The 14,488-nt window shown below is 74.2% G+C and carries 15 protein-coding genes; 11 read left to right on the top strand and 4 right to left on the bottom strand.

Features of this window, described 5'->3' with window-relative positions; all coding sequences use genetic code 11:
* Positions 1-411: transposase (locus FVA95_RS14975; RefSeq protein ID WP_193564333.1), on the top strand; the 411-nt coding region annotated here is incomplete at its 5' end.
* A gap of 26 nt (positions 412-437) precedes the next feature.
* On the opposite strand, the gene FVA95_RS14970 is transcribed toward FVA95_RS14975, so the two are convergent.
* The gene (locus tag FVA95_RS14970; protein WP_161992313.1) at positions 438-1,061 is read right to left on the bottom strand and encodes an SDR family NAD(P)-dependent oxidoreductase; all 624 of its coding nucleotides are present in this window, start codon (positions 1,059-1,061) and stop codon (positions 438-440) included.
* A 176-nt stretch (positions 1,062-1,237) separates the two neighbouring features.
* Here FVA95_RS14970 and FVA95_RS14965 point away from each other — a divergent pair, with 176 nt between their 5' ends.
* From FVA95_RS14965 to FVA95_RS14920, 10 genes are all read left to right on the top strand, one after another.
* Complete coding sequence (locus FVA95_RS14965) at positions 1,238-1,816, top strand: TetR/AcrR family transcriptional regulator (RefSeq protein ID WP_149664784.1); 579 nt, start codon at positions 1,238-1,240, stop codon at positions 1,814-1,816.
* Between the two features lie 88 nt (positions 1,817-1,904).
* Complete coding sequence (locus tag FVA95_RS14960) at positions 1,905-2,429, top strand: MarR family winged helix-turn-helix transcriptional regulator (protein ID WP_149664789.1); 525 nt, start codon at positions 1,905-1,907, stop codon at positions 2,427-2,429.
* Between the two features lie 135 nt (positions 2,430-2,564).
* Positions 2,565-3,833 (top strand): FAD-dependent monooxygenase, encoded by a 1,269-nt coding sequence (locus FVA95_RS14955; RefSeq protein WP_149664783.1) that lies wholly within the window; start codon positions 2,565-2,567, stop codon positions 3,831-3,833.
* A 12-nt stretch (positions 3,834-3,845) separates the two neighbouring features.
* Positions 3,846-5,252, top strand: coding sequence for an MFS transporter (locus tag FVA95_RS14950; protein WP_075307989.1), 1,407 nt, complete (start codon positions 3,846-3,848; stop codon positions 5,250-5,252).
* Positions 5,249-6,034: a xanthine dehydrogenase family protein subunit M gene (locus tag FVA95_RS14945; protein ID WP_149664782.1), complete on the top strand. Its 786-nt coding sequence runs from the start codon at positions 5,249-5,251 to the stop codon at positions 6,032-6,034. The genes FVA95_RS14950 and FVA95_RS14945 overlap by 4 nt, the downstream gene beginning before the upstream one ends.
* Entirely contained in the window at positions 6,027-8,381 is a 2,355-nt protein-coding gene (locus FVA95_RS14940; RefSeq protein WP_149664781.1) for a xanthine dehydrogenase family protein molybdopterin-binding subunit, read from the top strand. Before FVA95_RS14945 ends, FVA95_RS14940 begins: the two co-directional genes overlap by 8 nt.
* The gene (locus FVA95_RS14935) at positions 8,378-8,938 is read left to right on the top strand and encodes a (2Fe-2S)-binding protein (protein ID WP_075333050.1); all 561 of its coding nucleotides are present in this window, start codon (positions 8,378-8,380) and stop codon (positions 8,936-8,938) included. Before FVA95_RS14940 ends, FVA95_RS14935 begins: the two co-directional genes overlap by 4 nt.
* Positions 8,935-9,588, top strand: a complete 654-nt coding sequence (locus FVA95_RS14930) for an isochorismatase family protein (protein WP_149664780.1) — start codon at positions 8,935-8,937, stop codon at positions 9,586-9,588. Before FVA95_RS14935 ends, FVA95_RS14930 begins: the two co-directional genes overlap by 4 nt.
* Positions 9,585-10,442, top strand: coding sequence for an alpha/beta fold hydrolase (locus FVA95_RS14925; RefSeq protein WP_149664779.1), 858 nt, complete (start codon positions 9,585-9,587; stop codon positions 10,440-10,442). Before FVA95_RS14930 ends, FVA95_RS14925 begins: the two co-directional genes overlap by 4 nt.
* A gap of 62 nt (positions 10,443-10,504) precedes the next feature.
* On the top strand, positions 10,505-10,990 hold the full coding sequence (locus tag FVA95_RS14920; RefSeq protein WP_149664778.1) for a hypothetical protein: 486 nt from the start codon (positions 10,505-10,507) through the stop codon (positions 10,988-10,990).
* Between the two features lie 138 nt (positions 10,991-11,128).
* Here FVA95_RS14920 and FVA95_RS14915 read toward each other — a convergent pair whose 3' ends face one another.
* The 3 genes from FVA95_RS14915 to FVA95_RS14905 are packed head-to-tail and all read right to left on the bottom strand — an operon-like array spanning position 11,129 to position 14,475.
* Positions 11,129-12,046 carry a PfkB family carbohydrate kinase gene (locus FVA95_RS14915; RefSeq protein WP_149664777.1) on the bottom strand — a complete coding sequence of 306 codons (918 nt, stop codon included), beginning with the start codon at positions 12,044-12,046 and terminating at the stop codon, positions 11,129-11,131.
* Positions 12,043-13,485: a cytosine permease gene (locus FVA95_RS14910; protein ID WP_149664776.1), complete on the bottom strand. Its 1,443-nt coding sequence runs from the start codon at positions 13,483-13,485 to the stop codon at positions 12,043-12,045. Before FVA95_RS14910 ends, FVA95_RS14915 begins: the two co-directional genes overlap by 4 nt.
* A gap of 12 nt (positions 13,486-13,497) precedes the next feature.
* On the bottom strand, positions 13,498-14,475 hold the full coding sequence (locus tag FVA95_RS14905; protein ID WP_149664788.1) for an ADP-ribosylglycohydrolase family protein: 978 nt from the start codon (positions 14,473-14,475) through the stop codon (positions 13,498-13,500).
* Positions 14,476-14,488 lie beyond the last annotated feature (13 nt).

Genomic DNA, 14,488 nt, shown 5'->3' with positions numbered 1-14,488 from the left:
GCCGTCAAACGCGCCATCCGAGCTATTTACACCGCGTCCACCGCCGATGCCGCTGCAGCCGCGCTGGATGATCTCGATGACGAGTGGGGGCGAGCCTATCCGGCGATGATACGTTTGTGGCGTAACGCCTGGACCGAGTTCATGCCGTTCCTCGACTACGACATCGAGGTCCGGAGGGTGATCTGTACGACGAACGCGATCGAATCGTTGAACGCCCGCTACCGGCGAGCAGTCCGAGCGCGAGGGCATTTCCCCAGCGAGCAGGCCGCGATGAAATGTCTGTACCTTGTCACCCGCAGCCTCGACCCGACCGGACGAGGCCACACCCGATGGATGATGCGCTGGAAGCCAGTCCTCAACGCCTTCGCCATCACTTTCGGTGACCGCTGGCCGGGCGCCGAGCACTACTGACAACATCGCCGGAACCACCGTTCTCGTTACAGACCCGCGAGGTGGGCGTCGTAGCGCTGGTCGGAGAAGTGCGGGTCCTCCGGGTCGAACGCCGCGTCCCGGTGGGCGGCGGAGGTCACGGTGACCACCCGGGCGCCGTCGACCGCGGTGAGCGCCCAGTGCAGCCCCGAGGTGAGCGACGCCGGCCCGAGGTGGTTGACGGCCAGGTGCAGCTCCCAGTCGTCGACGGTGCGGGTCAGCGGGGCCCCGGCGACGGCGGCGGCGTGCACGAGCATGTGGAGCGGACCGTCCCACAGCCGCACGAAGCGGGCGATCGAGCGCTGGTCGGACAGGTCGAGCTCGCCGACGGCGACGCGCTCGTTGCCGGTGTCGGCGACGATGCCGGCGCGGGCGACGGCCCCGACCTCGGCGTCACGCACGGCGAGGGTGACCTCGGCGCCGGCGGCGGCCAGTGCGCGGGCGGTGGCGAGGCCGACCCCGGTGGTGGCACCGGTGACGACGGCGCGCCGCCCGGTGAGGTCGACACCGGCGAGGACGTCGGCGGCGGTGGCCGCGGCCGGTGCGACGGGGAGGACGGCGGCCGCCGTCGAGGTGGTCGAGGTGATGGTGGAGACGGGACGGGATCGGTCGGTCGTGGAGCGGAACAGCATGGCGTGATCCCTTCTGAGCACCGGGTACGCGGTCGGTGACGTCGTCGTTGCGTCGCCGTGTCCCCCGGGGACAAGTAAGCGGAGGATCCTCCGTATGACTCGGGACTCTATCCGGAGCATCCTCCGGATCGCAAGACGTATCGTGGGATCGTCAGTCCACCCGAGGAGGCACCGTCATGGGCACCAGCACACGTTCCGGCCTGCGCGCGGACGCCGCGCGCAACCGTGAGCTGCTGCTGGCCGCGGCCGTGCGCGCGTTCACCGCGGAGAGCCGCGGCGGCCCAGCCACGACCCTCGACGGCATCGCGAAGGACGCCGGCGTCGGCATCGGCACGCTCTACCGGCACTTCCCGAACCGGGACTCCCTGGTCGAGGCGGTCTACCGCAACGAGCTCGACCGGCTCTGCGCCGCGGCCGAACAGCTGCGCACCGAGCTGCCCGCGGACCAGGCACTGCGGGCCTGGATGGACCGCTTCGTCGACTACGTGATCACCAAGAAGCACCTCGCGGACTCGCTGCACGCCCTCGTCGCCTGCGGACACAACCCGTTCGCACAGAGTCGCGAGCGGATGGTCGAGGCCGTCCGCCTGCTCCAGCAGGCCGGCGTCGCCGACGGCACCCTGCGCGACGACGTCGACGCCGCGGACGTGCTCGTCGGCACCAGCGGGATCTGCATGGCCGTCGCCGACCCGCAGGGTCGCGAACAGGCCGGACGACTGCTGGACCTGCTCGTCGACGGCCTGCGTCCGCGCTGAGCCCCGGCCCGGGCACCCGGGGTGATCGTCCGGACACGTAGGATCCGTGCCGGACGAGGGCACCGGCCCGGACGAGCACGGAGGCATCATGGGCGAGCCGTTGCGCCGCGAAACGGACCGCGGGGAACACCGCCGGCCAGCCGTCGTGACCGCTCCGCCAGCCGACCTGGTCGCCGCCCCCGGCTACGGCGCACGCCGCATGTACCAGGCGTATCTTGCCGCCTGGAGCCGCCACGTCGACCCGGTTCTCACCGGCCCCCAGTTCGCGGTGCTGTCGGCGATCCGCGCCTACCCGGAGTCCGACCAGAGCTCGCTGGCCGGCGCCGTCGCCCTGGACACCTCCACGATGGCCGACGTCTGCCGCCGGATGGAGCGCCGCGGACTGATCGAGCGCACCGAGTCCCCTCGCGACGCCCGGCGCAAGATCCTCTCCCTCACCGACGACGGCGCGGCCGCCCTCACCGAGGTCACCCGCCGGACCCGGCGCCTGGACGCGGAGCTGCTGGCCGCGGTCCCGCAGGACCGGCGCTCGGAGATCGCCGGCCTGCTCAACACCCTCGGCGCCCACTGGGAGGCGGTCGCGGAGCGGACGTCGCTGCCCGGCGACGACTGAACCCGCCCGCCCCGTTACGTCCCGGTTTCCCTTCCGGGTCGTTCCCACGAGAACCTTGCGTATCCGGATAGTACGTGCTCGGATTACTTCTCGTGCGGGCCACGTCACAGGCCCGACGGATGCGAGGAGGTAGTCGTGGCACCCAGCCAGTCCCTGGAGATCACGGTCACGGGCGGCGGCCTCGGCGGGCTGACCGCCGCACTGGCCCTGCGCCGCCAGGGCTTCCGGGCCACCGTGCTCGAGGCCGCGCCGCGGCTGGGCGAGGTCGGCGCCGGGATCCAGACCGCCCCCAACGCCAGCCGCATCCTGTTCGGCCTGGGGCTGCGCCGGTCGCTGGAGCGGATCCACACCGCCCCGCAGGACCAGGTGCGGCGGCGCTGGGCCGACGGCTCGATCATCGCCCAGCTCCCGCTCGGGCAGCAGGTCGTCGAGGCCTACGGTGCGCCGTACTGGCACTACCACCGCGCCGACCTGCACCGGGTCCTGCTCGATGCCTGCCTCGACCCGGACGGCCCCGGCCCCGCCGTGACCGTGCACACCGACGCGAAGGTCGTCGAGCTCGACCGCAGCGACCCGGACCGCCCGGTGGCGGTCACCGCGCGCGGGCTGCGCGTCGCGGGCGACGTGCTGGTCGGCGCCGACGGCATCCGGTCCGGGGTGCGCGACCTCGCCGGGTTCGACGACACCCTCGCCTTCTCCGGCGAGATGGCCTACCGGGCCCTGATCCCCGGCGAGCTGATCGCCGCGGACCCGGCGACCCGGTTCCTGCTCGACCGCTACCACTCCACGATCTGGTACGGCCCCGGCAAGCACCTGGTGCACTACATGATCCGCCGCGGCGAGTACCTCAACGTCGTCGCGATCGTGCCCTGCACCGAGCAGGTCGAGCGCGACTGGAGCGCCCCCGCCACCGCCGAGGACCTCGTCGCCGACTTCGCCGACTGGGACGACCGCGTCCCGGCGATGCTGTCCAAGGCCAAGGACGACGTCTCGGTGTGGGCACTGTACCGGCGCCGCCGCGACCCGGTCTGGCTCGACGGCCGGGTCGCCCTGCTCGGCGACGCCTGCCACGCGATGCTCCCCTACCAGGCCCAGGGCGCCTCGCAGGCGATGGAGGACGCCGCCGTGCTGGCCGAGGAGCTCGGCGCGGCCGGCCGCAGCGGGATCGACGCCGCGCTCGCGCGGTACGTGCAGCGCCGCGCCAAGCACGCGGGCGTCGTGCAGGACGCCTCGCTGCAGAACATGGACTTCTACCACCTGCCCGACGGCCCCGAGCAGCGCGAACGCGACGAGAAGCTGCGCCGCTTCCAGGGCGAGTCCGACGTGTCCTACGACTGGCTGTGGCGGGGTTCCCCGTTGAACGATCCGGACGACGAGTCCGTCACCTACCCCTTCGCCCGATAGAGGAGCACCGACATGCGTACCGGAGACCAGGTCGTCCAGGACCTGCCCTGGCGCTGGGGCGTCCAGGGGAAGATCTTCCTCATCGGCGGCCTCGGCTACATGTTCGACGCCTGGGACGTCGCCCTCAACGGCTTCCTCACCCCACTGCTCGGCGTCGAGTTCGACCTCTCGACCGGCCAGCGCGGCCTCGTCGCGACGGCCAACCTCATCGGCATGGCCGTGGGCGCCGTCGCGTTCGGCACCATCGCCGACCGGATGGGCCGCAAGCGGGTCTTCAGCATCACGCTGCTGATCTTCGCCCTGTTCTCCGTACTGGGTGCCTTCTCCCCCAGCTGGGAGGTCTTCCTGGCGCTGCGCTTCCTGGCCGGCATCGGGCTCGGCGGCTGCATCCCGGTCGACTACGCGATCGTCAGCGAGTTCTCACCCCGCAGGTACCGGGGCAAGGTGCTCGCCGCGATGGACGGCTGGTGGCCGATCGGCGCCACTCTCGCCGGGCTGTCGGCGACCCTACTGGTGCCCGTCGAGGGCAACTGGCGCTGGATGCTCGCGCTGATGGTGCTGCCCGCGCTGCTGCTGGTCTGGGTCCGCCGCGGCGTCCCGGAGTCCCCGCTCTACCTGGCCCGGACCGGCCGCGAGGCCGAGGCCCGCGCCGTCATCGACGACATGGTCCGCCGCACCGGCGCCCCCGTCGAGCAGTACACGATCACCGCCGCCGCGCCGGAGCCGACCACCTCGCGCCGCCGCGGTCTCGGCGCGCTGGCCGAGCAGCTGCGCATGGTGTGGTCGTTCAACCCGCGCATCACCGGCGTCGCCTGGTCGCTGTTCATCACCGTCATGGTCGTCTACTACGCCGCGCTGTCCTGGATGCCGTCGATCCTGCGGGCCCAGGGCATGGGCGAGGTGGCCGCGTTCGCCTCCACCACGGTCATGAACGCGGTCGGCATCCTCGGGGTCATCACCTCGGTGCTGCTGGTCGAGGTCGTCGGCCGCAAGTGGGTCATCGGCGTCGCGGGACCGTGCGCCGCACTGTCGCTGGTCGTGTTCTCCCTGGTCATGGGCTCGTCCACGGCGGCGGTCGCGATGATCGCGGTGTTCGGGTTCTTCGCCCTGGTCGTCATCCCGGTCATGTACGCCTACGTCTCCGAGCTCTACCCCACCGAGCTGCGGGCCTCGGGCTTCGGCTGGGCGTCGTCGTCGAGCCGGGCGGTCACCGGGTTCGTCCCGCTGATCTTCGGCAGCCTGCTGTGGCCGGTGCTGGGCCTGCCGCTGACCTTCACCCTGATGGCGCTGCTGGTGCTGGCCGCGGTGACGTTCATGGCCCTCGGTGCCCCCGAGACCCGGGGCCGCGAGCTGGACCGCATCACCGGCGACGAGCAGACCCTCGACGCGCCGGCCGTGGAGCGGGTGGAGAAGGCGTGAAGCCCGCCGCGTTCACCTACCACCGGGCGTCGTCGGTGCGCGGGGCGGTCGACCTGCTGACCGAGCTCGCCGACGACGAGCCCAAGCTGCTCGCCGGCGGGCAGAGCCTGGTCGCGATGATGAACTACCGGATGGCCCGCCCCGGGCACCTGATCGACCTCACGCACGTCCCGGGCCTGGCCGGCATCCACCGCACCGACGGTGCACTCCGGATCGGCGCACTCACCACGCACCGGGCCGTCGAGCGGGCCGACCTCGGGCCGGACTTCGCGGTCCTGTCGGCCGCGATGCGCTGGGTCGGGCACCTCCCGATCCGCACCCGCGGCACCGTCGGCGGGTCGATCGCGCACGGCGACGCCACCGCCGAGTGGTGTCTGCTGGCCGTGCTCCTCGACGCCGTGGTCGTCGCCGAGGGGCCGGGCGGGCGCCGCGAGATCCGGGCGCGGGAGTTCTTCCTCGGCCCGTTCACCACCGCCCTGGCCCCCGACGAGGTGATCGTCGAGGTCGTGTTCCCCCGGCCCGCGCCGCGGGCGGCGCTCACCGAGTACGCGGACCGGCGAGGCGACTTCGCCGTCGTCGCGGCGGGGGTGGACCTGGACACCGAGGAGGTCGTGCTCGGCGGGGTCGGCGCCGTCCCGGTGCTGGTCGGCCCGGCCGGGACGCCGTCGGAGATCGCCGACGGGCTGGAGCTGCGCGACGAGGCCGGGATCCCCGCGGCGTACCGCCGTGGCCTGGTCCGCACCCTCGTCGCCCGGGCACGGGAGGAGGCCGCGGGTGGCTGAGCCCGGATTCCGCCGCGACGGCAGCTGGGTCGGCGCGTCCGTCCCGCGCCGGGAGGACCCGCGGCTGCTCACCGGCCGCGGCCGGTTCGTCGACGACATCACCCTGCCCCGGATGCTGCACGCCGCGTTCGTGCGCAGCACCGAGGCACACGCCAGGGTGGTCGACGTCGACCTGTCCGAGGTCCGTGCGGTGCCCGGCGTGGTGGCCGCGTTCGACGCCGCCGACCTCTCCCTGGGCGACATCACCGCGCTGCTCGACCGGCCGCTCGAGGAGTTCGTCCCGACCTCGATGCCGGTGCTGGCCGGGGAGAAGGTCCGCTACGTCGGAGAGCCGCTCGCGATCGTGCTCGCCACCGACCCCTACGCCGCAGAGGACGGGGTGGAGGCCGCCGTCGTCGAGCTCGACCCGCTCGACCCGGTGGTCACCGAGGCCGCCGCGCTGGCCGCGGCCGGCCCGCCGGTGCACGACGAGGCCCCCGGCAACGTGCTCGTGGACGTGTCGCTGTTCGCGACCGAGGGCATCGACGACGTGTTCGCCGACGCGCACACGGTCGTCTCGGTCGAGGCACGGACCGGTCGGCAGAACGCGCTCCCGCTGGAGACCCGCGGCGTCGTCGCCGACTGGGACGACCGCGACGAGCAGCTGGTCGTGCGCACCTGCACCCAGGTCCCGCACCAGGTCCGCACCGTCCTGGCCCGCTGTGCCGGGCTCGACGAGAGACAGGTCCGGGTCCTGGTGCCGGACATGGGCGGCGGGTTCGGGCAGAAGTGCGTCGTCGGCCGGGAGGAGATCGCCGCCGCGGCCGCCGCGAAGCGGCTCCGCCGTCCGGTGAAGTGGATCGAGGACCGGCGCGAGGCGTTGACCGCGAGCTTCCTGGCCCGCGAGCAGCACTACACCGCCCGCGCCGCGTTCACCGCCGACGGGGAGATCCTCGCCCTGGAGTCCGACGTCGTCTGCGACATGGGCGCCTACTCCTGCTACCCGTTCACCGCGGGCATCGAGCCGCTGATGGCCTCGGCGGAGATGCCCGGCGTCTACCGGGTGCCCGCCTACCGGGTGCGCGGCCGCGCGGTCACCACGAACAAGGCGCCGACCGCGCCGTACCGCGGGGTGTCCCGGCCGCAGTACGTGATGGTGATGGAGCGGCTGATGGAGCGCGCCGCCCGCGAGCTCGGGCTCGACGCCCTGGAGGTCCGCCGCCGCAACCTGATCACCGAGTTCCCCTACCGCGGGGTCAACGCGATCACCTACGACCCGGGGTCCTACCGGGAGTCGCTGGACCTGTGCGAGCAGGTGCTGCGCGACGAGGGCTGGCCCGGCCGCGTCCTGTCCGACGGCCGGGTCCTCGGCATCGGCTACTCCTGCTTCTCCGAACGCACCGGCTACGGCTCCGGCGCGTTCGCGGCGCGCAAGATGCAGGTCGTCCCCGGGTTCGACCTGTCCCAGATCACGATGGACCTGGACGGCACGGTCACCGTCACCACCGGCACGCTCTCGCACGGCCAGAGCCACGAGACGACCTTCGCCCAGATCGTCGCCGACCGGCTCGGCCTGCCCTACGACAAGGTCATGATCGTCCAGGGCGACACCGACCGGATCACCTACGGCTGGGGCTCGTTCGCGCCCCGCTCGGTGACGATCGGGGGGTCCGCGGCGGCCGCGGCGGCGGTGAAGCTGGGCGACCAGCTCCGTGCCCTGGCCGCACACCTGGCCGGGACCGACGTGGACTCGGCCCGGCTCGACGGCCGCGGCGGGGTGTGTGCCGGGGACCGCACGTTCTCCTACGCCGAGCTGGCCGACGTCGCCTACCTGCGCGCGCACCTGCTGCCCAAGGAGGTGGGGCCGGGCCTGACCGCGACGGCGAGCTTCGACGTCGGCGGCGACGGCACGTTCTCCAACGCCACCCACGGCTGCGTCGTCGCGCTCGACCCGGGCACCGGCGGCGTCGAGATCCTGCGCTACGTCTGCGTCGAGGACTGCGGCGTCGCCATCCACCCGCGCGTCGTCGAGGGGCAGGCCCGCGGCGGCATCGCCCAGGGCATCGCCGGGGCGCTGTTCGAGCAGGTCGTCTACGACGAGCTCGGCCAGCCGCTCGCGCCGAGCTTCATGGAGTACAAGGTCCCGACCGCCGCCGAGATCCCCGACGTGCGCATCGAGCACCTCGAGACGCCGTGCGCGTTCACCGCCGACGGCGCGAAGGGCGCGGGTGAGGGCGGCACGATCGGCGCCCCCGCGGCCGTGCTCAACGCCGTCAACGACGCGCTGCGCACGACCGGCGCCGAGCTGGACTCCACCCCGATCCCCCGCGCCGCCCTCTTCGGGGCCCTGAACCAGGAGGCATCGTGACCGACGTCCAGCTGGTCGAGCTGACCGTCAACGGGGAGCGTCACGAGCTGGCGATCCCGCCGCGCCGCACGCTGGCCGACGTGCTCCGCCACGACCTGGGGCTCACCGGCACCCACGTCGGCTGCGAGCACGGGATCTGCGGAGCGTGCACCGTGCTCGTCGACGACGCGCCCGCCCGCGCCTGCCTGCTGTTCGCCGTGCAGGTGGAGAACGCGGCGATCCGCACGGTCGAGTCGCTGTCCGGGCCCGACGGCGGGCTGTCGGACCTGCAGCAGTGCTTCGGTGAGCACCACGGGCTGCAGTGCGGCTTCTGCACCCCCGGGTTCCTGATGCTGGCCGAGGGCTACCTCGCCGAGTCCCCCGACGCGGATCGCGAGGAGATCCGCGAGGTCGTGGCGTCGAACCTGTGCCGGTGCACCGGCTACCAGACCATCGTCGACGCCGTGGAGGACTGCGCGGGCCGGCGCCGCGCCGCGCTGCAGTCCGCACTGGACTCCGCACCCCGTTCCGCACCGCAGTCCGCACCGCAGTCCGCACTGGACGGAGCATCAGCATGAGCCCGCACGCCACCGGTCTGCACGGGGCCGGTACCGACGCGACCTACGCGACCGCCGGGTTCGGCGCCGCCGCGCGGCGCGGGACCCGGCCCGCGGTCGTCGTCGTGGACCTGACGGTCGGGTTCACCGACCCCGCGCTGCCCACCGGCAGCGAGCTGTCCGAGGTCGTCGCCGCGACGTCGACCCTGGTCGGGGCGGCCCGCACCCTCGACGCCCCGGTGGTGTGGACGACGATCGCCTACACCACCGCCGAGCTCGACACCCTGCCCTGGCTGGTGAAGGCGCCCGGCATGCGCTCGCTCGTCGAGGGTTCGGCCGCCGTCGGCTTCGACCCCCGGCTCGACGTCCGCGGCACCGACCACACACTGACCAAGAAGGGTGCCTCGGCGTTCTTCGACACCGGACTCGCGACCCTGCTGCGATCGTCCGGTGTGGACACCGTGCTGGTGTGCGGGGCCACCACCTCGGGCTGTGTCCGCGCGACCGCCGTCGACGCCGTCCAGTCCGGGTTCGGCGTACTGGTGCCGCGTGAGTGCGTCGGCGACCGCGCGGCCGGGCCGCACGAGGCCAACCTGTTCGACATCCACGCCAAGTACGGCGACGTGATCGGTCTCGACGACGCGCTCGCCTACCTGAAGGGACTCCTGTGACCGTCACGTCCACCCGTCTCCGGCAGGTCCGCCAGGACGCGCTCGCCGACCTCGCCGGCGTCCCCGCCGTGTCCCGCTGGGTGCGGCACGGCGACCTGGCGCTGCACGCCCTGGACTACGGCGGCGACGGCGTCGCCGTCCTGGTCCTGCCCGGCATCACCAGCCCCGCGGTGACGATGGACTTCGTCGCCCGCGAGCTCGTCGACCTGTGCCGCCCGGTGGTGCTCGACGTCCGCGGTCGCGGGCTGTCCGACACCGGCGACTCCTGGACCCTCGACGACTACGCCGGTGACGCGCTGGCCGTGCTCGACGCGCTGGACCTGGGGCCCGACACGGTGCTGTTCGGGCACTCGATGGGCGCCCGGATCGCCGCCGTCGCCGCCACGCGACGGCCGGTCGGCAGCGCCGTGCTCGTCGACCCGCCGCTGTCGGGACCCGGCCGCTCGCCGTACCCGACGACGCTGGAGGCGTTCCTGGGCCAGCTGCACGAGGCGCAGCACGGCACCGACGCCGACGGGGTCGCGCGGTCCTGGCCGCGCTGGCCCCGCCGCGAGCAGGAGCTGCGCGCGCGCTGGCTGTCCTCCTGCGACGAGGCCGCGATCGCCGCGACGCACGCCGGGTTCGAGTCCGAGGACTTCTTCGACGTCTGGCCGAGCGTCCCGGCGCCGGTGACCCTGCTGTACGGCGCGGACTCCCCCGTCGTGCCCGCGTCCGGGGTCGCCGAGCTCGCCGCCGCCCGGCCGGACGCCCGGCTCGTCGCCGTCCCGGACGCCGGACACATGGTGTTCTGGGACAACCCGGCCGAGGCGCTGGGACTGCTGCGCACGACGCTCACCGGGCTCCTCCGGGGCTGACCCCGCCCCGCCCTACGCCGCCCCGGCTCCCGGGGCGATCGGCGCGGGCCTACCGTCTCGGTGTGCAACCGTGCCCGCGCCCGACCACGTCCCTGCTGCGGGCGGCCATCCTGCTGGTGGCCGCCCTGCTCCTGGCAGGCTGCTCCGCCGACCGTCCCGCCGCCTCGTCGGCGCAGGACACCGAGCCCTGGCCGGGACAGACCGCCTCGGAGCGGGTCGGCGCCCCCGGGCTGGAGGCGCTGCGGACCAAGTTCCGCTTCTACGCCCAGGACCCCTGCTGGTCGGGCGACGCGGCGAGGGTCTTCCCGCGCTGCGGCCGGTTCACCACCGAGATCCGCAACGTGCTGCCCCAGGTCCGGCAGGACGCACCCACCGCGACCGCGCAGGCCGACCTCGTCGGGAAGGCGCTGGACGACTTCGCCGCGAAGGGCTGCCAGGCCGACCCGGGCACCCTCGCCGAGGGCGACGCCACCGTCTGCGGCCCGGCGTTCCGCGCGGTCCAGGAGACCGTCCAGGGCATGGCGACGGCAGCGGGCGCCGGAACCTGAGGGGCCCTGCGCCGTCCATGATCGCCGGGAGTGGAGTTCGGAGTGCAGCCCGCCGACCTCCACGCTCCGCTCCCGCCGATCATCGAACCGTGACGCGCACCGGCCGGCCCCGCCGTCCTGCGGCGACGGCGCACACCCTCACCCCGCGGCGGCCCGGGTGAGGAACGCGTCCAGCTCCGCCCGGGTCGGCGCCGTGGCCGGCCCGTGCCGGGTCACCGCGAGTGCCGCGGCCGCACCGGCCCGGGCGACCGCCTCGGACCACGCGGTGCCGCGCAGCAGCTCCGCGGCCAGGACACCGCAGTGCGCGTCCCCGGCGCCGTTGGTGTCGACGGCGTCCACCACCGGCGCCGGGACGGCCTCCACCACCCCGTCGCGGACGACCACGCAGCCCGCGGCTCCGTCGCGGACGACCACGGCCGCGTCGTCGTGCAGCCGCCGGGCCAGCGCCTCGGCGGCGCGCGCCGGGGTCGGCTCCCCGGTCAGCAGCCGCGCCTCCCGCGCGTTGGTGCTCAGCACCCCGGTCGCGGCGAGCATCCGCTCCCACAGCGTGTCCGGCACGTCCGTGACCAGCGGCCCCGGATCGAGCAGGACCGTCGCCGACGACTCCTCGGCCGCGGCGAGCAGCGCCCCGGCCTTGTCCGGGACGAGCAGGCTGTAGCCGGACACGTAGAGCACGTCGTCGGCGGTGGTCGCGGGAAGCCCTGCGGGGAGCGCGGTCTCGACCCCGCTGCCGGTGACGAAGGTCCGTTCCCCGGAGGGGTCGACCAGGGTCACGCAGATCCCGGTGTCGCCACCGGGGTCGGGCGGCGCGGTCACCGTGACACCCTCTGCGGCCAGCGCGGCCCGCACCAGGTCACCGTGCGGACCGGTGCCGTGCCCGCCGGCGTAGAGGACCTCGGCCCCGGCCCGGGCGGCCGCGGCGACGACGTTGAACCCGCCGCCGGGCAGCATCGCCGTGCCGGTGGCGAGCACGTCGCCGCCCGGCGGGGGCAGCGCGGGAACCTGCATGACCAGGTCGACCAGGACCTGTCCGGAGTGGACGAGCCGGCCGGTCACCGCTGCCCCCGGGCCCCGCCCAGTGCGGCGTACACCCCGGCGGCGACGACGAAGGTGATCACCCAGGCCAGCCCGTTCTCGCCGAACCAGGTGCCGGCGAGCGGCCCGGTGAACCACGGCTCCGACGACGGCCCGACGGTCGCGAACAGGTAGCCGACGACGATCGCCAGCGCCCAGGCCGCCGTCGCCCGCGGCTCGATCCCGCCGCGGTACCAGTAGCCGCTGCTGCGCGAGGTGTCCATCAGGGCCACCGGGTCGTAGTGACGGCGACGCAGCATGTCGACGGCGAACACCCCGACCCAGGCGGTGATCGGCACGGCGAGGGCGCTGATGAAGGCGATGAACGGCGGGTAGAAGCCCTCGGCGATCAGCATGAAGTAGATCGCGCCGACGAAGGTCACGAGCACGTCGACGACGACGGCGTACACCCGCGGCAGCCGCACGCCCAGGGTCAGCGTGGTCAGCCCGGCCGAGTAGACCGACAGGTGGTTCGACAGCAGCAGCCCGCCGAACGCGGCGACCAGGTACGGGATCGCCATCCACGCGGGGAGCAGGTCGCGGATCGCGGCGACCGGGTCCTCGGCGGTGGCCAGGGTCGGGTCACCAGCGGCGAGCAGGCTGCCCAGCGAGATCAGCAGCACCAACGGGATGCCCGCACCGGCCGCGGCCGAGGCGACCAGGGAGCCCGCTCGCACCGACGGGGACTGGTAGCGGGACATGTCGGCCGAGGCGTTGGCCCAGCCGATGCCGGTGCCCGCCGCGATCACCCCGACCGCGGCGACGACCGCACCCGACGGCGCGGGGGCGGCCGCGGCGACCGCGGCCCAGTCGACGGTGGCGACCAGGAACCCGCCGACGACGATGTTCAGCGCGCCGAACACCCAGGTCGCCCAGCGCTGCACCGCGACGAGCACCGCGTGCCCCAGCCCGGCGACGAGCACCGTGCACAGCACGAACACCGCGATGCAGACGAGCGTGATCACCGGGTGGTCCTTCGCCGACGGGCTGGTCCCCGCGACGATCGTGACCAGCGACAGCAGCGCGAACGCGGCCGTGGTGGTGTTGACCGTCTCCCAGCCCAGCCGCGACAGCAGCGACACCAGGGTCGGGCCGATGTTGCCGCGGGCGCCGAACACCGCACGCGACAGCGTCAGCCCGGGGGCCCCGCCGCGCCGCCCGGCGATCGAGACGGCGCCGACGATCGCGAACGACCCGACGCTGCCGAGCACCGCGGCGATCACCGCCTGGGTGATGTTCAGCCCGGAGGCGACCAGCGTCGCGCCGAGCGGGAGACCGAGGATGGAGATGTTCGCGGCGAACCAGACCCAGAAGAGCTGCCCCGGGCGGCCGTGCCGTTCGGCGACCGGGACGGGTTCGATGCCGCGGGTCTCGAGCGTGCCGGTCCCGGCGGTGCCGGTGTCGGTCGTGCTGGTGGCCATGTCGGCCTCCTGTCAGGATGGAAGGCGGAGGCGGAGCAGCCCCTCGACCACGTCGTCGAGGGGATCGAGCAGGGCGGCGTTGACCCGGCGAACGGTGCCGACGAGGTCGGCGGGCAGTGCGGCGGCGCCGTGCACCGCTCCGAGGACCGCGCCGCAGATCGCGGCGACGGTGTCGGTGTCACCGCCCAGCGAGGCGGCGGTGACCAGCGCGGCCCGGGGATCCTCGCCGAGGGCGGCGGCGAGCCCGAGGGCCGCGACGACGGACTCGGTCGCGGTGACCGAGGTGCCGACGACGTCGACGACGGTGTCGGCGAGCGCGACCCGGTCGAGCCCGGGCAGGACCCGGAACGCGACGTCGAGGCGGGCGGCGACGTCGGCGCCCGCCGCCCAGCCGCCGCGTCGCGCACCGGCCCGGGCGGCGTCGAGCGCGGCGTCCAGCGCGGCAGGGAGCCCCGCGCCGGACACCCCGGCCGACACCGCGGCGGCCACCGCAGCGGCGGCGGCGATCCCGGGTGCGGTGTGGTGGGTGACGACCGCGGACTCCACCACGGCGTCGAGGAGCCGCGGACCGGTGTGCGCGATGCCGACCGGCGCGACGCGCATCGCGGCGCCGTTGGTGACGCCGTCGCGGCCCGCGAGCTCCGGCGGCTCACCGTCCGCGAGCCGGGTCAGGGCCCGGCGGGTGGACGGGCCGAGCAGGTCCAGTGACCCGCGCCGGATCATGTCCTGCTCCCACGCCTCCAGGGCACCGGCGAACACCCCGGCCGGGACGTGGCCCCCGTGGTCGAGCAGGATCCGGGCGAGCAGCAGCGCCTGCTCGGTGTCGTCGGTGACGGTGCCCGCCGGGAGCTTCGGAGCGATCGGCTGGTCGTCGGCGCCGTCGAGGAGCCGGTCGACGACGCCGTAGCGCTCGGTGATCGCGGCCCGGGACAGCGACTGGGTGGGCATCCCGAGGGCGTCGCCGACGGCGAGGCCGAGCAGTGCGCCCATGGCGCGGTCGTGC

The sequence above is a fragment of the Pseudonocardia sp. EV170527-09 genome (assembly GCF_008369905.1).
Taxonomy (GTDB): Bacteria; Actinomycetota; Actinomycetes; order Mycobacteriales; family Pseudonocardiaceae; genus Pseudonocardia.
This window is presented reverse-complemented; position numbering and strand designations above follow the sequence as displayed.